The 25,536-nt window shown below is 34.1% G+C and carries 24 protein-coding genes and 1 riboswitch; of the genes, 10 read left to right on the top strand and 14 right to left on the bottom strand.

The genetic code is table 11. The features are described from left to right. Positions 1 to 4: 4 nt before the first annotated feature. The 4 genes from KF896_00675 to KF896_00660 all read right to left on the bottom strand — a co-directional run bounded on the left by KF896_00675 (position 5) and on the right by KF896_00660 (position 2,853). On the bottom strand, positions 5 to 193 hold the full coding sequence (locus KF896_00675; protein ID MBX3042208.1) for a hypothetical protein: 189 nt from the start codon (positions 191 to 193) through the stop codon (positions 5 to 7). Between the two features lie 2 nt (positions 194 to 195). After that, positions 196 to 2,079: a T9SS type A sorting domain-containing protein gene (locus KF896_00670; GenBank protein MBX3042207.1), complete on the bottom strand. Its 1,884-nt coding sequence runs from the start codon at positions 2,077 to 2,079 to the stop codon at positions 196 to 198. Between the two features lie 103 nt (positions 2,080 to 2,182). Continuing rightward, positions 2,183 to 2,482: a nucleotidyltransferase domain-containing protein gene (locus KF896_00665; GenBank protein MBX3042206.1), complete on the bottom strand. Its 300-nt coding sequence runs from the start codon at positions 2,480 to 2,482 to the stop codon at positions 2,183 to 2,185. Then, on the bottom strand, positions 2,455 to 2,853 hold the full coding sequence (locus KF896_00660; protein MBX3042205.1) for a HEPN domain-containing protein: 399 nt from the start codon (positions 2,851 to 2,853) through the stop codon (positions 2,455 to 2,457). Before KF896_00660 ends, KF896_00665 begins: the two co-directional genes overlap by 28 nt. A gap of 356 nt (positions 2,854 to 3,209) precedes the next feature. On the opposite strand from KF896_00660, the gene KF896_00655 reads away from it, so the two are divergent. Further along, positions 3,210 to 6,056, top strand: a complete 2,847-nt coding sequence (locus KF896_00655) for a TonB-dependent receptor (protein MBX3042204.1) — start codon at positions 3,210 to 3,212, stop codon at positions 6,054 to 6,056. A 24-nt stretch (positions 6,057 to 6,080) separates the two neighbouring features. Here KF896_00655 and KF896_00650 read toward each other — a convergent pair whose 3' ends face one another. Beyond that, entirely contained in the window at positions 6,081 to 6,740 is a 660-nt protein-coding gene (locus tag KF896_00650; GenBank protein ID MBX3042203.1) for a class I SAM-dependent methyltransferase, read from the bottom strand. A gap of 46 nt (positions 6,741 to 6,786) precedes the next feature. Beyond that, positions 6,787 to 7,506, bottom strand: a complete 720-nt coding sequence (locus tag KF896_00645; GenBank protein ID MBX3042202.1) for a L,D-transpeptidase family protein — start codon at positions 7,504 to 7,506, stop codon at positions 6,787 to 6,789. A gap of 164 nt (positions 7,507 to 7,670) precedes the next feature. Between KF896_00645 and dut the strand changes: the two genes are divergently transcribed. Further along, positions 7,671 to 8,126, top strand: a complete 456-nt coding sequence (gene dut, locus KF896_00640; protein MBX3042201.1) for a dUTP diphosphatase — start codon at positions 7,671 to 7,673, stop codon at positions 8,124 to 8,126. A 2-nt stretch (positions 8,127 to 8,128) separates the two neighbouring features. Further along, the gene (gene fmt / locus KF896_00635) at positions 8,129 to 9,055 is read left to right on the top strand and encodes a methionyl-tRNA formyltransferase (GenBank protein ID MBX3042200.1); all 927 of its coding nucleotides are present in this window, start codon (positions 8,129 to 8,131) and stop codon (positions 9,053 to 9,055) included. A gap of 83 nt (positions 9,056 to 9,138) precedes the next feature. Here fmt and KF896_00630 read toward each other — a convergent pair whose 3' ends face one another. Beyond that, positions 9,139 to 11,526 (bottom strand): TonB-dependent receptor, encoded by a 2,388-nt coding sequence (locus KF896_00630; GenBank protein ID MBX3042199.1) that lies wholly within the window; start codon positions 11,524 to 11,526, stop codon positions 9,139 to 9,141. Positions 11,527 to 11,596: 70 nt separating this feature from the next. Further along, a riboswitch (TPP riboswitch) is annotated at positions 11,597 to 11,696 on the bottom strand. Positions 11,697 to 11,844: 148 nt separating this feature from the next. Between KF896_00630 and KF896_00625 the strand changes: the two genes are divergently transcribed. From KF896_00625 to gpmA, 5 genes are all read left to right on the top strand, one after another. Continuing rightward, the gene (locus tag KF896_00625) at positions 11,845 to 12,675 is read left to right on the top strand and encodes a flagellar motor protein MotB (GenBank protein ID MBX3042198.1); all 831 of its coding nucleotides are present in this window, start codon (positions 11,845 to 11,847) and stop codon (positions 12,673 to 12,675) included. Between the two features lie 21 nt (positions 12,676 to 12,696). After that, positions 12,697 to 13,905, top strand: coding sequence for an HD domain-containing protein (locus tag KF896_00620; protein ID MBX3042197.1), 1,209 nt, complete (start codon positions 12,697 to 12,699; stop codon positions 13,903 to 13,905). A gap of 149 nt (positions 13,906 to 14,054) precedes the next feature. Beyond that, on the top strand, positions 14,055 to 14,432 hold the full coding sequence (locus KF896_00615) for an aspartate 1-decarboxylase (GenBank protein MBX3042196.1): 378 nt from the start codon (positions 14,055 to 14,057) through the stop codon (positions 14,430 to 14,432). Positions 14,433 to 14,434: 2 nt separating this feature from the next. Next, entirely contained in the window at positions 14,435 to 15,202 is a 768-nt protein-coding gene (locus KF896_00610; GenBank protein MBX3042195.1) for an NTP transferase domain-containing protein, read from the top strand. Positions 15,203 to 15,204: 2 nt separating this feature from the next. Beyond that, entirely contained in the window at positions 15,205 to 15,951 is a 747-nt protein-coding gene (gene gpmA, locus KF896_00605) for a 2,3-diphosphoglycerate-dependent phosphoglycerate mutase (GenBank protein MBX3042194.1), read from the top strand. Positions 15,952 to 16,048: 97 nt separating this feature from the next. Here gpmA and KF896_00600 read toward each other — a convergent pair whose 3' ends face one another. The 7 genes from KF896_00600 to KF896_00570 all read right to left on the bottom strand — a co-directional run bounded on the left by KF896_00600 (position 16,049) and on the right by KF896_00570 (position 23,573). Beyond that, positions 16,049 to 17,332, bottom strand: coding sequence for an amidohydrolase family protein (locus tag KF896_00600; GenBank protein MBX3042193.1), 1,284 nt, complete (start codon positions 17,330 to 17,332; stop codon positions 16,049 to 16,051). An 18-nt stretch (positions 17,333 to 17,350) separates the two neighbouring features. Further along, positions 17,351 to 18,616: a DUF58 domain-containing protein gene (locus KF896_00595; GenBank protein MBX3042192.1), complete on the bottom strand. Its 1,266-nt coding sequence runs from the start codon at positions 18,614 to 18,616 to the stop codon at positions 17,351 to 17,353. Between the two features lie 62 nt (positions 18,617 to 18,678). Further along, positions 18,679 to 19,665, bottom strand: coding sequence for a MoxR family ATPase (locus KF896_00590; GenBank protein ID MBX3042191.1), 987 nt, complete (start codon positions 19,663 to 19,665; stop codon positions 18,679 to 18,681). Beyond that, positions 19,662 to 20,882, bottom strand: a complete 1,221-nt coding sequence (locus tag KF896_00585) for a hypothetical protein (GenBank protein ID MBX3042190.1) — start codon at positions 20,880 to 20,882, stop codon at positions 19,662 to 19,664. The genes KF896_00590 and KF896_00585 overlap by 4 nt, the downstream gene beginning before the upstream one ends. Continuing rightward, positions 20,869 to 21,654, bottom strand: a complete 786-nt coding sequence (locus tag KF896_00580; protein MBX3042189.1) for a hypothetical protein — start codon at positions 21,652 to 21,654, stop codon at positions 20,869 to 20,871. Before KF896_00580 ends, KF896_00585 begins: the two co-directional genes overlap by 14 nt. A gap of 88 nt (positions 21,655 to 21,742) precedes the next feature. Continuing rightward, positions 21,743 to 22,618, bottom strand: a complete 876-nt coding sequence (locus KF896_00575; GenBank protein ID MBX3042188.1) for a hypothetical protein — start codon at positions 22,616 to 22,618, stop codon at positions 21,743 to 21,745. After that, positions 22,596 to 23,573, bottom strand: a complete 978-nt coding sequence (locus KF896_00570) for a stage II sporulation protein M (GenBank protein ID MBX3042187.1) — start codon at positions 23,571 to 23,573, stop codon at positions 22,596 to 22,598. The genes KF896_00575 and KF896_00570 overlap by 23 nt, the downstream gene beginning before the upstream one ends. 46 nt (positions 23,574 to 23,619) lie before the next feature. Here KF896_00570 and KF896_00565 point away from each other — a divergent pair, with 46 nt between their 5' ends. Together KF896_00565 and KF896_00560 are read left to right on the top strand one after the other, a co-directional pair. Then, on the top strand, positions 23,620 to 24,345 hold the full coding sequence (locus tag KF896_00565) for an RDD family protein (protein MBX3042186.1): 726 nt from the start codon (positions 23,620 to 23,622) through the stop codon (positions 24,343 to 24,345). Continuing rightward, complete coding sequence (locus KF896_00560; GenBank protein MBX3042185.1) at positions 24,346 to 25,530, top strand: glycosyltransferase; 1,185 nt, start codon at positions 24,346 to 24,348, stop codon at positions 25,528 to 25,530. Positions 25,531 to 25,536 lie beyond the last annotated feature (6 nt).

Below are 25,536 nucleotides of genomic sequence, written 5' to 3'. Positions count from 1 at the left end.
TTGTTTATTTAACAATAATTAATTTATCAACACTCTGATATGAACCACCTGATGAATAACGAATCAGATACATACCTGTTTTAAATTCATTTAGATTAAGAATCAGGTCATTAATACCTTTCCTGACATTGAAATCCTGCTCAAATAACAACTGATAACTCTTTTTAACTTTCAACTCAATAACATTCAACATAGTTACATCTTCACAAACTTCTCAACCTTATTGCCAATACGGATGAAATACACTCCCGTCGGCAGGTGAGATACATCAATTTTCTGTGTGGACAGGTCAAGCCCTATCCCTACAGATAAAACCTCTAATCCAAGCATATCGAATATCTGCACTTTATCAACCATAGGGTTAACCCTATGGTTGATTTCAGGGATAGAAATTGTAATAAAATCACTTGCGGGGTTGGGGCTTACTACAATTCGACTATCCTTACAACTCTCCCAAACGCTGGTAGTTGGTGTACCCGTAAATTTCAAATCGGTTGAATCGTTACTTATAAGCCGGACTGTATGCTTTAATGGTGAAAACTTGAAATTATCATCTACAGGGGTGATGTCCCAGGTTTTATAAGATTCTATATTCAGGAATTCAAATTTGCCTGATATGTCGGTTTTTGTTGTTGTGTCTGCAAGACCTAAACCGTCAGGGGTTAGTACTGACCGGGCAAATCTGACATCAATATCTGCCATACCTTTGCCGTCTGTATCAACTACATAGCCGCTTATAGTATGGTATGTGCGTAAGTCAGTTGCATTAAAATCAAATCCACTTGTATCACTTGAAAGGTCTATTTCGTATTGCAAAGGCGCATAATCAAATGGTTTGTAGTAATACATTTCATTAGGACCATCAAAATATTTGTTCATTGCTTTTACTGTGTATGAACCTTGTTTAAGGCGGGTAAATTTATAATAACCATCTGCATCGGTCATTGTAACACGATACCCTATGACTACTGGTATATTCGGCTGACCTTTGTCTCCTTCCCAAACTCTGCCGCTTATAATTAGAGTATCTTCAGGTGCGGGTGCTAAATTATCTTCTACCATGCGGAATAAATGTCCAAAAAAAGTTGCTATTATTGGTACCGTACCGGCATATCGTACCATCATGGTTGCTGGGGTTCTTATTCCTGGTGGGTTTACACTTTCATAAATCCATGACTCGCCACCATCGTAAGTATAAACAATCGTACCGAACTGACCTACTGCTATTCCTGTCAGACTGTCTTTAAATGCAATTTGCTGCAAACCAAATGGATTTCTTAGGGTATCGTTAAATTTTCTGTCATTATACAAATCAAGTACACGACGCCAGTTCTTGCCTCCGTCCGTGCTTTTATATATCGCATCATGTCCTGAACCACCACTTATTGTATTACTTTTTCCACTAATAAAAAGTAGATTATCGTTTACATTGAAAAGATTTGAATTGGAAAATGAAAAATCATTAACTTTATTTAATTCATATTCAATAGAATTTATATTTAATTTTAAAACATGTATCTTATTATTTGTTCCGGTTGTAACAAATAGAATTGAGTCATTCAGCATAACAGGATTTCTATATGACATAATTTTACCATAAGAAGTATCCAATCTAAATTCCTTAAATGACTCCCATCCGTCTTTAGTAATAAGTATGAAAGTATTTGTTAGTACCCCAACATCTTTATTATACATCGAAACATATTCAATACCTATCCTACTTCTTAAATTTAGATTAATTAACTCAAAATCCTGTCCTGAATTTGTTGATTTTAATATCGTATCAGTATAATTATAAGATAAGAATATACTTGAACTGTCTGGACAGCTCATATCTGAACTGTATAAATTATTCTCAAATTTACTTAATAAATACCAGTTTTTACCTTGGTCTTCAGATTTATAAATAGCTTGATAATTTGTCCAGTTTTCACCAAATTGTACTGTAATAAAACAATTATTACTGTCCGGACATTCTAACTTTTTAGGAACTGCCTTGGCATCGCTTGTCATTTCCCAAATGTTTTGGCTAAACAAAGGATATGCCAAAAAGAATATTAGAATTATATACTTTTTCATAGTATTTTACTTCACAATTATAATTTTATCTGTTTTTAATACCTGACCTAAGTGAGTTATTTGTATAATATATAGTCCGGTTTGTAAATTATTAACACTGAATCTAATTTATAAGAATACCATTTTTTATCACATTTTCAGTGAAGCCACTATTATCTGAAAATTTTGATAATATCAATGGTTCTATTCTGTTGTCAATCTTATCCACAATTTCAAATAATTTTGCGGATAAATTCCAAAAATCATCGCTAATATCATCAACAATAAACGCTACATCAATATCACTTGATTTATTATTTTCAGCTTTTGCATAAGAGCCAAAAAGAAATACCTGCTGAAAATCAAAATACTTCGATGCTTCGGATTTAAGTAATCTTAACTTGTCAAGAAGTTCTTTATCCATACACTAAATTCCTTAATTTCAGATAATAATAATGTGCAATAATCATAAGTAAGTAACTGATAAATCTTATCCTTGCTTGTTGGGTATCTGGCTTGAATATTCAGCGGCATTAACTTAAACAATAATTGTTTAAAATTTTCAGGGATGACTTCATTTAAACCGGATTTCGATGAAAGTACAAGCAAATTATGTGTATAAGGCGGTTCTGCTAAAAGATTTTTCCAATAGTATGCTTTGATATACCTCTCAGCTATCAAATGACATAGAAAGCCGAAATGAAGATACCTTTTTGAATTAAGAATAATCTCGGCTGTAATTAAGTCATCGTCAGCGAGTTCAGACCAATATTTAATTTTTTCTTCTATGTTCATAATCATTAGATTTACGTTAATAAATATAATTTATTTGATAGAATTATTTTTGTGGGAGTTTTCAAAATTATATAGTGATTAAATTTTCACAAATTTCTCTACAATACCAATTTCCGTCAGAATCGCGGATTAATTAAAAAAAAGTTGTACCACACTTCAAAATTGTGGCACAACTAACTCTTTTTCACATTCAACACAATAACATTTAACATAGTTACATCTTCACAAGCTTCTCGACAATGGAGCAAGCTCCACTCTCGCAATTAATTCTGAGAATGATTTTTAAATTAGAATAAACTTTTTTACGATTTCCGGTGTCTAATTATAGTTTTGCATTACAAATTAAAAATATTTCCATGAAAAAGTCATTTATAGTTAATATAAAATTAATAACAGTCTTAATATTTTTATTCAACAGCAGTATCATTCTAAATGCTCAGTCAGGCAGAGAAGGCGGAGGCGGAGGATTGTCACTAAGAGGCAAAGTCACTGATGATGCCGGAAAAGCCTTAAGAGGTGCTTCTGTGCAAGCGGTTTGGCTTCGGGATTCAACAAGTAAAAAGGGTGCCATTACTGATCGTGACGGAAAATTTTCAATTGACGGTCTGAGACGTGGCGAACACAGAGTCGAAGTTTCATTTGTAGGGTTTGAAAGATATATTAAAAGCATAAATTTAAGTCCTGATAATAATGATATTGGTACACTAAAACTAAAGCCCGGTGATGTCAGACTTGGTGAAATTACTGTTGAAGGTGAAATCGTTCGTCAAGAGCAACGTGAGGATACTACAATATATAATGCCGATGCCTTTAAAGTTAATCCGGATGCAACGACAGAAGACTTACTCAAGAAAATGCCGGGAGTAACTGTTGAGCGTGACGGTACAGTCCAGGCTCAGGGCGAAAATATTCGAAAAGTACTAATTGACGGCAAAGAATTTTTTGGTGACGACCCAACAGTTGCAATTAAAAGCCTGCCAGCTGAAATTATAGATAAAATCCAAGTTTTTGACCAGGCAAGCGATCAGGCGCAGTTTACCGGATTCGATGATGGCAATTCTCAAAAAACCTTAAATATTATTACAAAGTCTGACAAAGGCAGAGGCAATTTCGGTAAACTTTATGCGGGATATGGTACTGACGACAGATATTGGGGTGGTGGCAATGTCAATTATTTCCAAGGTGATATGCGACTCTCTGTTATCGGATTAACTAATAATATAAATCAACAAAACTTTGCAGTTTCAGACGTCCTTAGTGCTACAGGCGCTTCAGCTCCAAACAGGCCAAGTTTTGCAGGGGCACGCGGACCTGGAAGAGGAGGAGGCTCAGCACGTGGTATGGGCTCTGCTGCTGACTTTTTGACAGGTCAGCAAAACGGTATTTCGACCACAAACTCAATCGGATTGAATTATTCTGACAGATGGTCTGAAGGAATGACATTTACTGGGAGTTATTTTTTCAATTTAAGTAATAATGATAATGTAAGCTTAGTAGCCAGAAATTTCTTTGTTGACCCTGATGCAGAGCAAATGTACAATGAAACGAATGCTGCATTTACTGATAATTTCAATCATAGACTTAACGCCAGATTTGATTACCAAATTGACTCATCTCATTCAATATTGTTCACACCAAGAATAAATTTCCAGGCTAATGATTATAACAGTAATGTGGATGGTATAACATCGTTTAATTCAGTTGATGTTAATCGCACTGAAAATGACTATCAATCAGACCTTCAAGCTTTTTCAATTGATAACTCTTTGCTGTACAGGTATAAATTTGCTAAAAAAGGCAGAACATTTTCGATGCAACTTTCGAATAACGTCAACAAAAATTCAGGGAATACATACTTATTATCAAATAACACAATTTTTGATGTTACGGCAGTAAATCAGTTTGAGTTTAATCAGGATGGAGATATTTTGGGTGATGGTTACAGATTGAATTCAGAGCTTAACTATACAGAGCCTATTACAGAATTCACATTACTGCAATTTTCATACAACCCCTCATATACTGTAAGTAACTCCGACAAAGAAGTTTACAATTTGCAGCCCGGCGAGGAAAACTTTAGATTTCTGGATACAATGCTTACAAACAATTTTGAAAATATCTATTTTCAGCAACGAGGTGGCTTAAGTATGATGTATAATAAGGATAAAACCAATATCACGCTTGGGATGGACTATCAGGCAGCAGATTTACAGGGCAGGCAGGTTTTTCCTTTTGATGCTGAAACGAATTTCACTTTTGGTGACTTTTTGCCAAATTTAAGAATTCAGCATAATTTATCAAAAACTACAAATATCAGATTTAACTACAGAACTTCCACAAGTGCGCCATCTTTATCACAGCTTCAAAATGTTGTGGATAATAGTAATCCTGTGCTTCTAAGAGCCGGAAATCAGGATTTGAAACAAAATTATACACATACAATAATGACACGATTCGGTACATCTGATTTCAGGTCGTCTTCATTTCTTTTTGCATTTGGTATGCTCAGATTTACAAATGATTACATAGCAAATTCACTTTTAACTGCGAGGCGAGATACCGTAATTGATAATATACCTCTTTTCGCGGGTTCTCAGCTTTCAAGACCTGTAAATCTTGACGGATATGTAAACGGACGTCTTTTCGCAGCATTTGGAAGACCTGTACCTTTTTTAAAAAGCAATTTCAATATTCGAAGTGGAGTAGTTTATTCAAAAACTCCCGGATTGATTAACGACAGGCTCAATGAAGCAAACAATTTTTCAATAAACAGTGGCGTAGTTTTATCAAGCAATATCAGCCAAAACTTTGACTTTACACTATCATACAGTGGTAATTATACAATCGTCGAAAATAGCTTACTTCCGGAACAGAACAACAATTATTTCATTCATGTTGCAAATGGAAGTGTAAATTGGATTTTATGGGGTAAATTAGTTCTGAATACAGAGTTATTTCATAACCTGTATAAAGGCTTAGAGCAAGAATTTGATCAGGAATTTATACTTTGGAATGCTTCAATTGGCTTCAAATTCCTTGAAAACAATGCCGCAGAGCTGAGGCTCAGCGTCTATGACATTTTAGGTCAGAATAACAGCATTACACGTAATGTTACGGAAATTTATCTCGAAGATTTGAGAACACAAGTTCTGCAAAGATATTTTATGCTTACCATTACATATAATTTGAGAAGATTCGGATAAGGTTGAATCTAATTAACAGATTTTCTATTTTTTCTCGGCAACTACAGCATATTGCAGATACTTGCTATCACTGAATAAACCTAAAGTCATTATATTGAATGGTATAAATTTATAATTTGGAATCGGATTTATACCATTTATTCTTAATATTCTGTAACCTGAATTTTCAAACATACGATGTATGCTTTTTTTTGTAAAAAATCGCAGATGAGTGAAATCAAGAATCCCCCCTTCATGCTTGTATTCCCAATCTCTTTTAAACAAGAGTTCATAGAGATTCAGAGCATATCTGACATTTGGGATTGAGCTTACAATTTTAGCACCTTTCGGTAAAATTCTATGCAATTTTTCGAGTGTATCAAATGGATTGGCGATATGCTCGAGTACATCATTAAAAATTACACAATTAAAATAATCTTTTGGTAAATGGCTGTAAGCCTCATCAAAACCGGAATTAAATACTTTATCAAGCTTGCCTTTTGCCTTTTCAGCGGCTTCTGGAAATGGCTCAACACCCCAATAATCGCAATCAAAATTACTTTTTACAGCATTGCCAAAATATCCCTCACCGCAACCGACTTCAAGAATTCTCTCTGCGACATCAGGCAGGTATTCAAGCATCTCAGGTCTGGAGAGAGCAAAATATTTTTCATAATCTGTTATATTTTCAACTTTTTTTAGCACTATTATCCCAATTATTTGATTATAAAATGTCTATTTTTTTGACTTACTAATTGTTAAAATACAAATTAAGTTCAGTTTTAATTTTATCATATAATTCTGATTCCCAATCAATTGAACGAATATCAGGATAAATCTTATTTGTTCTTAAATCCTGAGGGCTGATAATTACTTTTACATCTTTATCAAATGCTTTTTGAACCATAACAAAAATCTCCTCAATCGCATCGTCTCCAACCGGAATACAACCTATTGTATGAGATTTGCCATGAATAAAAATATCTCCACCCATATTCTTGATATCATCAAATTGAGACTTGGATACATCAAATTCATTCGGATAATTAATTTTTAATGACAAATAATATGAACTGTTAGGATTTAGATACTCAATTTTGTAGATACCTTCAGGAATTTGTTTATCACCTTCTTTAATCTTGGGTCCAAGTTTGCCGCTATATCCTAAAAATGGATATTTTTTTATCAGTTTAGGTTTCGAATTATTGAAACCATAAACTTCCAGCAGACGTTCCTTCTTAAATGCAATTATAAGCAATTCTTTCGGGAATTCGGAGAAACCGGCATTCTGCAAATTTAATTTAAGTCTACTAAAGACATCGCCTTCAAGTTTATCGAGGATTGATTCTACAGTTTCCATTCCCTTAACTTTCTGATAAACCGGCATATAGTAAGACCTGCCATATTTTAAAAATACAACAAAAATTAAAAATAAAGTAATTAATATCGAAAAAAAAATATACTTTTTCAAATTGAATATCTTTTCATATTAGAAAAATTTTAGAAACGATTAAATGCGAAGTTTCGCTTTTTGAAAGTCTCCATATTAGATATCTTAATAAAATTAAAAATAAATTTCATAAAATTATGTTTTATTAAATATTCAGATAATTCAAAATATTAAAAAAGAAGATTATGTCAGTTAGTGTAAAAATAACAAGATTAGATAGTAAATTCGATGATTTACCGCTTCCTTCATACATGACAGAGGGCTCTGCCGGTATGGATGTTTATGCAGCAATCGAAAATGATATTGAAATCAAATCAGGTGGGACAGTATTAGTTCCAACATCACTTGCAATTGAGCTTCCAACCGGATTTGAATGTCAGGTTCGTTCCCGAAGCGGACTTGCTCTTAAAAGCGGGATTTTTGCTCTGAACGCACCGGGAACAATAGATAGCGACTACCGTGGAGAAATCGGTGTAATTCTGTCGAATTTCTCACAGAATGATTTCACAATCAAACGTGGTGACCGAATTGCTCAGCTTGTCGTTGCAAGATACGAACGTGTAGAATGGGTGAAAGTTGATTCCCTGAGCGATACAGAACGCTCTTCGGGCGGCTTTGGCAGTTCCGGTGTGAGGAAATAATTATGACTAAACCAAAAATAATATTCATGGGAACTCCCGAATTTGCAGTTCCGGCATTGGAGGTAATTCATACAAAATATGGAATTTCGGCAGTAGTAACTGTACCTGACAAACCAAAAGGCAGAGGACTTAAACTAATTCCTTCTCCGGTAAAAGAAAAAGCTCTTGAGCTTGGAATAGAAGTAATGCAGCCTGAAAAACTCAAAGATGAAGCCCTTATTGATAGAATTAAATCAATCTCGCCAGATATAATTGTTGTTATTGCATTTAGAATTTTACCACGTGAATTGTACTCAATTCCAAAAATTGCTTCTTTTAATATTCATGGAAGTTTATTGCCAAAATATCGTGGTGCAGCACCAATCAATCATGCAGTTATGAATGGAGAAACTCGCACAGGACTTACATCATTTATTCTGCAAGACAAAGTTGATACCGGTGAAATGCTTCTTACAAGTGAAGTCGAAATTACCGAAAGTATGACAGCAGGAGAACTTCACGATATGTTAATGCCAATGGCTGCGGATTTATCAATAAGTACAATAAAGATGCTTTTTGAAGGGAATTTTATGCCACAAATTCAAGATGAATCACTTGCATGTCCGGCACCCAAATTAACCAAAGAAAATACAATAATTAATTGGGATTTACCGGCAGAAAAAATTTACAATTTTATTAGGGGATTATCTCCACACCCCACCGCTTGGACAATTATTAATGGTGAGCAGCATAAAATACTTGGTTCAGAGAAACTTGATACAAATTTTTTGGATGCCGGAAATTATACAATTGAAAAGAAAAAATTTATCGTTGGTACTGCCTACGGAGATTTGAGTATAAAACATATTCAACCTCCGAATAAAAAAGCAATGTTGATTAATGACTTTCTAAATGGATTTCGTGGCAATAAAGAAGGGAAGTTGGAGTAGATTTTTTTAAACATCTTTTTAAAAGTTGAGGCTGTAACATAACAGATATCAATGTTGCAGCCTCTGTCATAAAATAAATAATTCTACAACCCTAATTCAAATCCTAAAAAGAAGCTGCGACCGGCTGCCGGGAAAAACTCTCTGCCGATACCGCTTGCTGCATAAAGTTCATTTGTAATGTTGTTGATTTGCAGATGAAGTCTGAGGCTGTTTACTGCGGGAATATTACGGAATGTATATCCAAAATCAGCATTTAAAATTGTATAGGCATCAACTACATTATCAGCGTAGTAACTGCCGCCGAGATGTGCTTTTATTCTTGGGTCGCTCACGAGCATATCGCCGAAATTGTCTGTACGAAATTCGCCGACATATCGTAAATGCAATGATGTGAATAAATCGCCGATAGAATATGTCAGGCGCATATTTGCCATCATATCAGGAAATCCTGCTATTGAATTACCCTCAAGCTGAACTAATTCTCCTTGATATGTAGCAAATCCATAATCAACAATCAGATTTTTGCTGTAAGTTCCGTTTGCAGAGAGTTGCAGAGAGCCAATTTTCTCATCATCAAAGAATCGAGCAGAACCCATTAATTCAACTCCGTAGTGCCGTGTCTTTGGGGCGTTTCCGTCAACCGGCGCTCCAAATACATCAAGCTGACCGCTTTTTACAAGTTCATCGAAATATTCCATCCAATATCCATTGACATTAAATGAATAATTAGCTGTTGCATACGCCCAACCCAACTCAAAATTGAGCATTTGTTCAGGTTTGATAAGTGGATTACTAAAATCGTAAGCATTTGTAACGCTGTCAATTTTAACTTTTTGGAATAATGGCACAGCGCCATCCCATGAATCACTTGCGGCATAGAGATTTCTCATTCTCGGCTCACGTGATGTATGTGCCGCTGAAAAATATGTACGTTGTGTTTCATCAATATTGAAATTGAATCCCACACGCGGATTTAAAAAAGTATAATTTACTTCAAACAATCTGTCTCCATTTCCAACCGTTCCACCATCAATCAACTGATACTCAGAGAAAACCTTTCCTGCACGTTCATTTTCAATAGCGTAAAGATGATTTACAAGCTGCCCTTCTAATAATATAGTAAATTTGTCAGTAAATTCAAATTGCTGACTAGCAAATGCCGAATAAATATTTCTGACACCGTTATATGAATAAAATTTATAATCAGGGTCATAATTTTCTGGCAGATTTTCAGCAAAATTAATTTTTCCCCAGTGCTCAGAGCGGTGGATTCGGATTTCTGCACCAACCATCATTTTCCCGAACTCATTCACATATTCAAGTCTTGGTATCCAGCCACCATATTTGTTGCTTACATTTGCACGTATAATGGGATTTTGCGGGTCAGGAGCATCAATAAATCCATTTTCGGGAGTTAGTCGAAATGAATTTGCATCAGTCCAGCCCGTACCATCATAATCAAAATAACCATCACCCATTTTCAGAAATATCGCTGACTTGAAAGCTAATTTATCCGAAATCTGCCAATCGTTGAGAAGCTCCATCTGTGGCTGGGAGAAATTTTCGACTTCCTGACGACGTCGGGTTGTAGTCCAGTTGATAGTTTGCCCATCTTCTCTATCGTAGGAGAAATAGCTGTAATTAGTCCGTCTAAGTTCCGGGTCTTTCACATAGCTTTTTGGTAAGCCGTTATATGCAAGCCCGTCGTATTGCGAGCCACCGAAAATATTTAACTGAGTGGTCAGATTACCGTCAAATCTCATCGCCGAGAAGAAGTAGCTGTTCAGATTTGCAAAGGATTGCTCTCTGTAACCAAATGAATTGATGCGTCCAAGTTTTGCATAGAATGCATAATTATCAACTAAGCCTGATGAATACTCAATTGCATAGCGATTTGAAATTTGCTCGGTTCTGCTGTTAGGACCACCATATTCCTGAAATCCGATTCCTGATGAAATATTCACACCTTTAAATTCGGCATAATTGACAGTTGAAAGCAGAATACTGCCACCAATTGCAGCGGGTCCATAACTTGATAAACCTGCTCCTCGCTGAACCTGAATATTGCCGAGTGTCGAAGCAAAATCGGACATGTTTATCCAGTAGAAATTATGGTCTTCGGGGTCATTCTGCGGGATTCCGTTCACCATGACTGCAATTCTCCTTTGGTCGAAACCACGCAAAGACATATTGGTATAACCAATAAAATTTCCATTTTCGGAAAATGTGAGAATAGAGGGAAGCTGGCTGAGGATTTGTGGTAAATCCTGAGTAGTATAAGTTTCCTTAATTTCCGATTTAGTAATTTCGGAATATGGAACAGGAGAATTTGTGACATTTGCACGTGAAGTGCTGACCGTTATGCTGGGAGTTCGGTAAATTCTGAGCGAATCAGATTTACGTTTGCCGGCATCTTCCGCAACCAATAATGCGGGAAAAATAAATAGTAAAAAACACAAATAGCTTTTCACAGAAACCTCGTATATTTAATTAAACACATCGAGTTTCCCGTGGGGATATAAGGAGAGTAAATTCTAAGCGGATGTCTTACAGCCGTTTCCCTACGCCGGTATTACCCGGATCAGGTTCGAGGAGACTCTCTCAGCCGCATCATATAGACACAGCACCTCCAACGGAACTCATTTACAAATGGCATAACGAAGCAGACAAAAAAGTATTTTTTTTATTTGTTAATTTCTTTAGTTATTTTTAACAATTGTGAAATTGATACTAATTATCAGTTTTCAACGTTATTCATTATTATTTAATAAACATTTTCAGGAAATCTAATGATTAGATTAATAATTTTATTTTCTACATTTAGCTTAATTTTTGTATCTTGTGTATCGCAAGGAAAATATGATGCAATGGTTGGCGAGCGTGATATTGCTTTATCAAGCAATGACTCGCTTAAAAATGTGATAAGTAATTTAAATAGCAGAAATCTTAATCTGAATCGCGAACTTGCTAATTTGCAAAGTGAATTGAATAGCTTAAAATTAACTTATGATGAACTGAAGAAAAACTCAAGTGCCGGTGCATTAAGTATGATTACGAAGCTCGAAGAACTTCAAAAAGATATTGCAGATCGTGAAAAAAGAATAGAAGAGATTAAATTAAAACTTGAAGAGCGTGACAGATTTCTTACTGCTTTGAGGGAAAGAATTCAGCGTGCTATGGCTGGTGTAGAAGAAGGCGGACTTTCGGTTTATGTTAAAGATGGTAAACTATATGTATCACTTTCTAATAAACTTCTTTTTAAGACCGGCTCAACAGTAATTGATAAAACAGGACTTGATGCGCTTCTTCAATTGGCTGTTGTACTTAATCAGCAGGAAGATATAAATATATTAGTTGAAGGTCATACAGACAACCAGCCAATAACAGCTCAAGCAGGCAGATTCAAAGATAATTGGGATTTGAGTGTGATGCGTGCAACTGAAGTAGTCAGATATTTAACTGTTGATGGTAAAGTAAATCCGAAACGAATTATTGCTTCCGGCAGAGGTGAATTTTTCCCGATTCAGGATGGTGACTCACCCGAAGAACGTGCTACCAACCGCAGAACAGAAATTATTTTAACACCAAATATTGATATTTTATTTGATTTATTTGATTAAATCAGGTAAAACTGAGGCAAAATGATGTTCATAAATTTTTCGCTTTTAAATGAGATTTTCAGGGGTTTTTATATACAACGATGGAATGACCGCATCAGACCAATGGACCTTATTGAAATGGATAAGCACGCCCATAAGATGATGATTGCTTACTGCCTTGGGAAATACGAAGAAGCAGACGGTAAGGTCATCAACTGGGATATAGTAATCAAACACGGAATATACGAACTAATTCGCAGAATTATTATATCTGACATAAAATCTCCAATTTATGCTGAAGTACGAAAAAACAAAGCTGTTTTCAAAGAGCTAAATAATTACATATTCAAACAGCTTGAGCCTAAGATTGATAATGATGTGATAACAAAAGAACTTCGTGAATTCCTTTTTTCTGAAGGAAGCGAAGTAATCGAAGAGCAAATACTTGAAGCTGCACATATATACTCAAGTTATTGGGAATTTCAGATTATAAGGCAATCCAATCCATTTGGCTACCAAAATATTCGACTTGAGACCGATTTATTAAACAGAATTGATAATTATAAACATCTGATTGGAATTCAGAAAATTACGAACAGGCATACAATAGCAAATTTCATTGACCTTACAGGACAGCTTCGATTTCAACTTCGATGGGCTCAGGTGCCACGAACGCCGCAGACATCTGTGCTTGGACATTCATTACTCGTTGCTATAATTTCCTATTTTTTTTCACTTGAGAATGGTGCTTGCATTAAAAGAATATATAACAACTTTTTCGGGGGACTTTTTCATGATTTACCGGAGGCGGTAACAAGAGATATAATATCACCCATCAAACGTTCATCGAGTGAATTTGATAAATTAATCAAAGACCTGGAAATGCAACTTGCCGAAAATGAAATTTTTCCATTAATCGAAAGAGAATGGATTGATGAAATTAAATACTTTATAATTGATGAATTTGAAAATAAAATCCTTATTGACGACAAAATTATCTCTGAAGGGTTGACAACTGATGACTTAAACGAAAAATACAACATGCCCGAATTTAACCCCATTGACGGAGTGGCAATCAGAGCCGCTGACCATTTGACAGCATTTCTGGAGGCATGGAGTTCGTGCAGTGTAGGAATCAAAACTGAAGAATTGGTAACTGCTGCGCAGAATATCAAGGATAATTATAAAGATAAAAAAATCGGTAAAGTAAATATTAAAAATCTGTACTCAAATTTCCGAAATGTTTTTTAAGTTTTAATAAATTTTGTTTTTTCATAAGATGTTGAAAAAAACTATCTTTTCAATATTATTTGATTTATTTCGTAGTATATAATGATATTTATAATTTTTTGAGAAGATTTTACAATATTTATATACCGTGTAAAATCAAGGAGTTAAATTTGCTAAGAAATTTCTTGAAGTCTAAAATTCATCAGGCGACAATTACGCAGGCAGAGCTTTATTATGTAGGCAGTCTGACTATTGACGAGGATTTGATGGATGCGGCTGATGTTAAGACTTATGAAAAAGTGTCAGTGGTAAACATCAATAACGGAGAAAGATTCGAAACTTATGTGATTCCGGGTGTGCGGGGTTCGGGGACTATTTGCCTGAATGGTGCTGCTGCACGTAAAGGAGCCGTTGGTGATTTGCTAATCATCATGAGCTATTGCCTGATTGATTCCAAAGAAATTGAAGGTTATCACCCAACTGTTGTTTTACTTGATAAACAAAATAAAATTCAATCTATTACTGAAATTATTGAAGCCACGAAGTAAAAATGAATAATAAACCTATTGCTGTTGTAATTCTTGCTGCCGGTAAAGGCAAAAGAATGAATAATCCTGATATTCCTAAGGTATTAGCAGAAATTGACTCCAAACCCTTAATATATTATGTGCTGAGTGAAGTTGAAAAACTTAATCCGGAGCGTATGGTAATCGTAGTAGGACATCACAAGGAACTTGTGATTGATTTTGTTTCAAGCTACGGCTTTGCAAATGTTGAGTTTGCAGAACAGAATCAGCAGCTTGGAACAGGCCATGCTGTTGATATGACAAGAAATCTGCTTGCGGATTTTGATGGTGATACTCTGATTCTTGCGGGCGACGTGCCACTTCTGACATCTGAATCATTAAATAAGTTTATCAATCTGCATCTTGAAAGTATGTCAGAAGCGTCGGTTCTGTCAACAATTGCTCCTGACGCAAGTGGATATGGTCGTATTGTGCGCGATGAATCACAAAATTTTCTTAAAATTACCGAGCATAAAGATGCTGATGAGGAAATCAGAAAAATTGATGAAATCAACAGTGGAATTTTTATCGTCAATACTGAATTGTTGTTCAATTCACTTAGTAAAGTACAAAACAATAATGCTCAGGGCGAGTATTATCTGACTGATATTATTGAAATTATGAAAGAAGAAGGTCGGCTTGTTCATGCAATTAATGCCGCTCCATTCGAGGAGTTGCAGGGTATTAACACAACTGATGAGCTTGCACGAGCCGAAGAAATGTTTAAATTACTTAGAAAAAATAAGGTGTAAAAATGTATAAACTTGTGATTGTAAGACACGGAGAAAGTGTCTGGAACAAAGAAAACCGCTTTACAGGATGGGTTGATGTTGATTTATCCGAAAAAGGGCGTGAGGAAGCACAAAAAGCCGCAAAATCATTAAAAGAAGCCGGTTTTAAATTTGATGTTGCTTATACTTCGGTTCTGAAACGTGCTATCCGCACACTTTGGTTCACTTTAGATGAGCTTGATTTGATGTGGATTCCCGTTAATCGTCGCTGGCGCCTGAATGAACGTCATTACGGTGCATTACAGGGCTTGAATAAATCGGATATGGCAGCAAAATACGGCGAAGACCAGGTTAAAGTATGGCGGCGCAGTTATGCCACTCCACCGCCGTTTGTAGATGAATCAAGCGAGCATTTTCCCGGCAACGACCCAAGATATGATGGTATTGACGCAAATATTCTTCCAAAAGGTGAATGTCTGAAAGATACAGTGGACAGATTTATGCCGCTTTGGAATGATGAAATTGTACCTGATATTAAATCCGGTAAAAATGTCATTATCGCTGCTCACGGAAATTCACTCAGAGCATTGGTTAAGCATCTTGAAAATATGAGCGAAGAGGATATTCTGAACTTCAATATCCCAACCGGCATTCCAATAGTTTACGAACTTGATGAAAATATGCAGCCGTTAAGCCGCAATTTCCTTGGTGATGAGGAAGATGTCCGCAAAGCAATGGAAGCAGTTGCAAATCAAGGTAAAGCAAAATAGATTACAATTAAGAAATAACCTTATTATTAAATATTTAGTATTAAATGATTATGTTTAAAAGGGTTTCCTTCTAATTAAATTTATGGTAACCCTTTTTTTATTTTCCTGAACTATACATTAACTTGCCATTTATATAAACATCATCCGGTATATTATTACCAAGAATATATACGAGTTTATTTATTACAGTTTCACTTTTAATATTCTCATTCAAAATTCGAAATCTATCAGTATCAAAAGTAATAAAATCAGCGAAATTTCCTAAATCAAAACTACCTGTTTCATTATCTATTCCCAGAATCTCTGCATTTCCCCTTGTAACTGTCCACAGTGCTTCTTGTGGACACAAGCCGTCAGATTCATCACCACCCATAATCTGATATGTCTTACTCGTCTCAACGGCTGCTTTAATCTCATTAATAAGTGAAATAGAAATACCCCCTGCGACATCAGTTCCAATACCCGTTTTGATGAGTTTACTTAACTTCTTGAATGGGAAAACCCCACTTTTCAGATATCGGTTCGATGAGGCACAATGAACAATGCTAGCATTCCTATCTTTAATCAAGTCAACCTCATAATCACTTAAATATATGCAGTGAGCAAGAATAGTTTTATCTCCCAAAATACCTGCGGAGTCATAAACATCTGTGTAAGTGTTGTGCTCAGGATAGGCTTGATATATTCGTCTAATTTCTTCCTTATTCTCTGCAAGATGGGTTTGAATGTACAAATCATGAGTTTTTGCAATAATAGCGGCTTTTGACATCAATTCATGAGAGCATGAAAGAGCATATCTTGGAGTTACAATATATTTAAGCATTCCTGATGAAGAATTATGCCATTTATTGATGAGTTTTTCTGTATCAATCAAATTATCATTAATTGTTTTTTGTAACGCCGAAGGAGCGTTCAGATCCATTAGCGACATACCAATGTAAGCCCTTATGCCGGATTCTTTAGCAGCCTTAAAAGCACTATTAGTGCCTGAAAAACTTGAACTCGAATATGCAACTAAAGTTGTTGTACCATATTTTATTGAATCTTCAAAAAAAACACGTGACAAATAAAAGGCATATTCCTGATTGTCAAACTTAGTTTCAAGAGGAAAAATATAATCTTCAAGCCATTCGAGTAAAGTTCCTTTTCCAAGACCTAACGCAGGATATTGAGGAATATGAGTGTGTAAATCTATCATTCCCGGAATGATGATTTTATCGGTCATATCAACAAATCCCTTCATCTGGTAACTATTAACAACATCATTATCTCTGCCGAAATAAATTATTTTTCCCTTATCATCTGTTTCAAGATAATAATTTTCCAGGAAAGAAACACTTTTATCTTTCTCCGGTTGCAAAAAATGCGACTTTAAAATCATACTATTTACTCCATATCTCTAAACTAATCTTCTAGACTTAATTTCTAAATATTTATTGATTGAATTCAAAGTTAAATTTTCGGGTTTACTTAGCATTGCAATAATACCATTTGCTCTAAGTTCATTAATTATTTCGTATTTATCAATCATATACTGCTCTGCGGTCACTTTTTTATAAATATCAAAAGATTTTTGTGGAATGTCATCCAATAATTTACTTAATTCAGTATTTTCAAAAAATATAACCAATGGCAAATGAAACTTAGCTATCAGGCGAATATAATCAAGATTTCTTCTCATAGAATCAATCGTTTCAAAATTTGTATATATCATTAACAGGCTTCTCTGAGGAATTTTACGTCTTACAAATGTGTAGAGATATTCAAAACTGCTCTCTTCGAAATTTGTTTCAGAGTTATATAGCATTTCCATAATTTTAGGTAGCTGCTGCGGTTGATTTATAGCAGGCAGGAATGACTTAACATCTTTTGCAAAAGTCAGAAGACCGGCTTTGTCATAACGCTTAAGAATGATTGAACTCATAGCAAGTGATGTATTTATAGCATAATCAAGCAAAGATAAACCATTGAAAGGCATACGCATTACTCTTCCCATATCAATGAAGGAATATATATTTTGAGACCTTTCATCTATATACTGATTTACCATCAGGTCATTTCGACGAGCAGTGGCTTTCCAGTTAATTGTTCGATAATCATCTCCAATTCGATAGTCGCGAATATGCTCGAATTCCATGGAATTGCCTAATTTACTAACTTCATTAAAACCATAAGAATAGCTTTTATTGGAAACAGCAATCATTTCGTAATGTTTGAGATGCAGAAATGATGGATAAACTTGAACCTCAGCACCACCTGAAAAAATATATTTTCTCTTGCAAAATCCTATAACTGTTGAGGTATAAATATTAAGATTTCCAAATTGATAACTGCCTCTTTCTATCGGTCTTAAAATGTAATCAATCTGCTTTTGACTATTGGCTGAAATTCTATCAATAATCTTGAAATCCCGCTTCTGAAATTGATAAGGAATTTCATCAACTATTTCAAGTAAGATATTGGTATTATAATTATTTATTATTCTTAATGTTAAATAATTATCATCACCGTTAGATAGCCTTTCAGGAGTAATTCTGTGTGCTGTAATTTGAGATTTTCTGAATAGAAAAATAATATCTAGCACAGCTGCAATCAATATAACTGTTAACAAAATATCAGCTATAAGCGATAATTCTTTGAAAAAATATCCTAATACATAGATTATTGAAACAACAACCAACGAAAAAAATAGACGGTAATCAGGATAATATGATTTCAAAAAATTTATCAACGAGGAACCTCAATACCATGAATAATTGAACTTATGACTTCATCAGGTGTAACTCCTTCCATCTCCTTTTCGGGAGATAGAATGATTCTGTGTCTTAGAGCTGGATATGTGACTTTCAAAATATCTTCGGGAGTAACAAAATCCCTGCCCGAAATTGTCGCAAATACCTTTGATGCCTGCAATACAGCCACCGAGCCGCGAGGTGAAGCCCCTAAGAATAATGATTTATTCTTTCTTGTAGCCTGAATGATTTCAGCAATATATTTTATAAGCTCTTGATTTATTAATGTTTTAGCCGATACACTTCTAAGTTCAGATAAATCATTTTCTGTTAAAACTGATTCAATCTCATCAATATTATGCGAGCGTAAATCCTTATTTTTCAAAGTGAGTATATCAATTTCTTCATTTAATTTGGGATAATCAAGCAGAATTTTGAAAATAAATCTGTCAATCTGAGCCTCAGGAAGTCTGTAAGTTCCTTCCTGCTCTATAGGATTCTGTGTAGCAAGCACTATAAATGATTCCGGAAACTTATGAGAAGTGCCGTCAATTGTTACCTGTCTCTCTTCCATTACTTCAAATAGTGCAGATTGTGTTTTGGCTGGAGCACGATTGATTTCGTCCGCTAAAACAATATTAGAGAAAATTGGTCCCCTACGAAGCTCAAATTCAAGCGTTTTTGGGTTAAAAACCGATGTTCCTGTGATGTCCGAGGGCATAAGATCCGGTGTAAACTGAATTCGGCTGAAATCAAGGTCAAGAGTTTTGGCAGTGAGTTTAGCCATAAGGGTTTTTGCTATACCCGGAACCCCTTCAATCAATATATGACCTCCGGCAATCAGTGCTGTATGTATCATTTCGACCGCATCCTGATTACCTATCAATGCCTTAGAGATTTCATATTTGACTGCATCTATCTTGCTTTTAAACTCAGACAAATCAGTTCTTGGTTGAAATTCAATATTATTATTATCGCTCATAATTTAACCTTTCTGTAAAAATTATCAATTTCGTTATTTAGTTTTTCAAGAATTTTATCATCTATCGTATTTAATTGAGTGATATCATCTATCAATTTAAATAATAACCGTATATTTTCCAATGATATACCGGACTTACCCGACAAATAATCATAAAATTCTTTATCTCCAAAAAATATATTTGTATTAAGATTATTCTTTATAAAATGATAAAAGTGGTTTATCTTTTTTAATGCCATTTCCTTATTATCCTTCACAGCAAATGATAGAGTTGCAATTGTTGAAATAAACTCAGCAGAGGAATTCTTAGGTTTTTCAATTACAGGTATAATACGTTGCTTGCGTTTGATACCAAAAATCATAAAAAATATAATAGTTAACAGCAAAATATGGTATGAATAGCTAAGCGAATTATTTGCTAAAATAAACCTAAGGGGAGTTGATTCTTCAGACCAGTAATTCATCAATATTGTCGGATTGTCAGGCAGCAATGAAAGTGATTTCTGAGCAAATCTACGCAAATCATCATTCATCAAGCTTACATTTGTATAAATTGCGGGTAAAGAAGACAAAATCAATTTACCTCCAAATGCGCTTGTACCAATAATTACGGGATAATTTTCATTATTGGGCTTGTAATAATGATAAACAGCATAAATATCAATCGGATAAATCATTAAGCTGTCAAATTTATAATAATCTCCTGAGCTGATTGGTAGGTAAAAACTCTCATCATCATTCAAATATTGGAGCACTTTATTTGTAGTATCGTACTTAAAACCACTTCTAAACGGTGTATATAAATATTGTGATTTAAGTCCTAGCAATTTTGTTATATTATCATTTTTTAAGCCGGATACAAATACATTATTACCCCGTTTAAGCAATTCAATAATATCTTCAACATCAGAACCACTTAGCGGAATGTTATTTGATATCATAAGAAAATTCTTGGGACTCTTGGAGTAAATACCTATATTATCAGATACATCGTACTCTTTTAAATACTCATAAAATGTCTTTGGATATACTTCAATACCGGATTTTGAAAAAATATCACCTGCTAATTCTTTCAGTATAAAAAGTCCGTAGGGATTTTTGTCATTAACGTCATAAGTTGGCGTCCAACTAAATCTCTTAGGCTTTGTAAATTCATAAAATAATAAAGAAACAAAAACAATTCCCGAGAAAATATAAATAATTTTAAGACTGTTCATACTTCATCACCTTTTCTGAAAAGTCATTAAATATTTTTATTATCAAAGAATAATCAGGCTTAGTTAATTCAAACTTTCCATAGGATACGTAGTTGAAAATATCAGAAAGTTTTGTGAAATGATGAGCCAGTTCCTTTCTTTTTATCTCCTTTAAATAATCACTATTAGTCTTACTTATATGGAATTTTAAAACACCGGTGTCAAATAATACTTTTAAATTTTTTAGAAACTGCAATCTGACAGCACCAGAATAATCATTATTTTTCAAGCATTTATCAATTTCACCTTCGAAGTCAATTGAATGAACATCTTTGAGATTAAAAGTAAAATTTGCATTTGGATTAGATAATTTCTTATCTATTCCTGTTGCTCTTTTTTTTCTGATAATCATAATTACAACAAAAATAGCAAGAATTAGAATTATAAACCCAAGGAGATAGTGAGCCCTCGCAAGTCCAACCATTTTCTGAATCGGATAAATAATAAATCTGTCTATTAAATTCCAAATATATTCCATTAAATCAAATTGAGGAGCTTCATTTCTCAAATAATTAAAATTTCTATCCTTTTTAAATTTAATGAACTTAGATTTATCAAATTCACGAATCTCATAATCAGTTGAATCGTAATTTACAAGTGAGTCAATATAGAAACCATGGCTGGCATTAGTCATTTTCTGAATGAAAGTAGTATCATCCATATTATCGGATGATGCATCTGAAGTGTCATACTTGTCATACTGTGAAAATGAACTTGTTGTAAATAGCATCATATTAAAAACAAAAATATTTAAAATCAAGCCCCCATAAACTAATGAATGCTTGATTTTATTTAAATTAATATTTTTGATCCGGTACAACTTATTTGATTTCTGAAGCCATATTTTCAATATTTTTCATCAAGTTACCTGCTTCTTTTAATTCAAATTGACTGTAATAGTAAAATGCCATGAAAATAACAACAAGTCCTGAAAATAGATAAGATATTGTTGAAATAATATTGGCAATTATTGTAATCATCAATATTGCAGGACTATCAGGTGCAGCTGTTACTACTCCAAGAGTTTGAAGCAGACTAAGCATACCTGCCGGAAGGCCAAATACTGCGCTTATAAGAGTATAAACAATTCCTATAACAATCAAGTAGCCCAGAGTTCTCCACCAATAGCCTTTAACAAGATACATACTGCGTTTGAGCGAACCACCTATTCCCGTATCCTCAAAGACCAGCACCACAGGTGATATTGCCATAGCAATTCCAAGATATATTCCAGGAACGAATAAAAATATTGATGCAAAACCAACAATTAAGTAATATACAAGATTCAGAGCTAAAAGACGGGGAAGATATATTTTCACTTGTGCCAGAACATTTTCAAATGGAACCTGAGGTCCGTTATTTATATATTCGACAATATATCCCAAAACAATTGCACCAATTACAGTTATTGACAAGTAATAAATTATGATTATAAGCCCATACTGAATAATCATGTTCTGTAGAAACTCTATTCCAAAATTTTCGAGATTTCCTAAATTATCCGATTGGACTAGGCTCATGTTCTCTGCATGAAAAATACCTAAGACAATACCTAACAAAACTAACAGCGGCAAAGCCATCAGTAATAAGGATTTGAACAAAGGCTTGAGTTCATGTCGTGTGAAAGTAAAAGTAACGTTCATCAAGTCTGAAAACTTGCGATATTCGTTAAACTTAATCTGTAATGAGTTCAACATCAGTACTCCTCTTATATATTTTAATTGGATAAATTACAAAATACCATATCATAAATGATAATGACAGAATAATTATCAAAAAATTGATTACATCCGGCATTTCTGTTAATCTTGTTACAAATCCTTCAAGAAATCCCGCGATAATGAAAATTGGAATTAAAGCTAAAATAATCCTTACACCCCGCAAGGCTCCCATCTTGAAAGATATTGACCGGGAGTATGTACCGGGAAATAAAAAACTGTTGCCTAAAATAATTCCGGCTGCTCCGGCTATGATTATTGCTGATATTTCAAATGTACCGTGAATCCAGACAGTTTTTAAATAATCGTAAAACAACCCCTGACCGGCAAAAAACTGCTGAAAAGATCCAAGCATAACCCCATTTTTGAATAAAATAATTCCGGTGCCTAATGGCGTCATAAGCCCGAAAGCAAACGCATTGAATGATACCATTATGTTATTGAATGTTATCCCCAGGAACATATCAAGTTGATTTGCTTTTTTGTAAACAGCAAGCGGGTCACCCTTTTCAATATTTCTAAGTGTCATATTGACATAATCATCACCCAGAATGATTCTCACAAAGGAATCGTCGTACTTCGTAGAAATTATTCCAATCATAACAGCCACAAAAAAAATCAAGAAAGATATTAAAAATTCCTTTCTTGATTGATAAATCAAAAGCGGAAGCTCATACACCCAATATCTCTTTATATTTTCAAAGTCAAATCTCTTTTTTGAATAAATCTTAGTATGTACCTTCAATGCAAGATTATTTAGATAAAGCGAGGTTTTGCTGTCAGGATAAAAAGTTCGTGAATATGAGAGTGCTTCAACTAAATTTGTATATGCTGATTTAAGTTCGTCAGGTGATAAATTTACCTCTCCTTTGACAAACTTTTCAACAATTTCCCACGAAGGTTGATTTTTTTGCAGAAAAATAATTTCTTTCATTGTATTTTTACATTTTAAACATTTACAAAATTAATAAAAAAAATCTATGGATAGTATAAATTTTAATACAACTCACAATGTTTTTTTAGAATATAAAGCTGCGGGTCTTGTCGAAAGGATAATTGCTTCATTTATTGATTTGATAATTTTGGTATTTTACTCAATATTTCTAAGTTTGATTTTTCTTACTACATTCCTTCTGGATACAACTTATTTATATTTTATTTTTCTTACACCAGTAGTTTTTTATGATTTAATATTTGAAACTCTTGCCAATGGTCAGTCTATTGGTAAGAAAGTAATGGAAATTAGGGTAATAAGAACTGATGGTCTCGAACCAACAATAGTTCAATATTTTTTAAGATGGATACTGCGTCCGATTGATATTTGGTTTTCAAGCGGAGGGCTTGCTGCATTAGTAATATTTTTAAACGGAAAAGGACAAAGAATTGGAGATTTGGCGGCAGGCACAATGGTAGTCAGTCTAAAAAGTCAAATTTCGCTTGATGATACTTTATTCTCAGAAACGGATGACTCATTCTACATACCTGAATTTCCCGAAGCTGTTAAACTCTCTGAAAGTGATATCAATACTTGCAAAGATCTGCTAAAAGCAAACAGGCTGCCCGAAATTCCAACTAAAGTAATTGAAGGAAATTATAAAGTTAAGAATATTCTTGAAGAAAAAATGGGAGTAAAATCCGATAAATCACCACTCGATTTTATTAATAAAGTAGTAAAAGATTATACTCATTATAACCGTGAGATATAAATGGATATCTTGAGTGAATTATCCGGTGTTATTTTAGCTTTAATTTCCAATTTATCTGTATTTTGGATTATTTATTTTGTATTTATAAGTTTTATACTTTTAATATTAATTTTTACTGCTGCTACGAATTTATTTGTTGGACCTTTTTTGCGGAAAAAAATTGAAATTCGGACATTTCCGATGGTATCAATATTGGTTCCGGCAAGAAATGAAGAAAAAAATATCAGAAGATCTATTGAATCAATCGTCAATCAGGATTACCCGAATTACGAAATTATAATTCTTGATGATAATTCAACAGACAACACATACAAAATTTGTCTGGAATATAAAAATTCAGATAATTTCAGATTATTAAAAGGCGGGGACTTACTGCCCGGTTGGCTCGGCAAGAATAATGCCTGCCGACAACTTGCTGAAAATGCAACAGGTGAAATTTTAATATTTACCGATGCCGATAATTTTCATGAGAAATTTGCTGTGAGTAACACGGTTGCATACATGCAGAAGTATAATCTGGGTATGCTCTCAGCATTTCCACAGCAATTTACAAATTCATTCTGGGAAAAATTAATCATTCCGGTTATAGATTTAATCATTTACTCAGGACTAATTTTGTGGACAACATTTCTTCTTCCGTTTAAGGTTTTTGCTGCCGCAAATGGACAATGGATTGCTTTTACAAGGCTGGCTTATGATAAAATCGGTGGACACAATGCGGTTAAGCATCATATCGTTGAAGATGTTGCTTTAAGCAGAGCGGCAAAAGATGCCGGAATTAAAACCCTAACTACTGCCGGAACAGGTGCAGTCTATGGCAAGATGTATTCAAACTTTGGTGAAATATGGCAGGGCTTAAGTAAAAATATTTATGGGCTAACCGATTTCAAAGCAATCCCGTTTTTTATTCTACTGTCACTAATTTTTATTTGCGGCATCTTACCCTACTTTTTGCTTTTTGATAATGAATTACGCCCATTTGCTACAATTGCGGTTGCTCTAAATATTTTATGGAGAATATTTTTAAGCATTGGATTTAAGCACAGCGTTGTTATATCAACTATTCTGCATCCGTTATCATTATTAATGCTAATTTCAATCGGAGTAAATTCGTTCATTGCCTCCACTTTCGGTACGCTAAAATGGAAAGGAAGAGATATAAAAATTCATTTTGAAGAAAAATGATAATAT

It is taken from the genome of Ignavibacteriota bacterium (genome assembly GCA_019637995.1).
Taxonomy (GTDB): domain Bacteria; phylum Bacteroidota; class Ignavibacteria; order Kapaibacteriales; family UBA2268; genus JANJTB01.
This window is presented reverse-complemented; position numbering and strand designations above follow the sequence as displayed.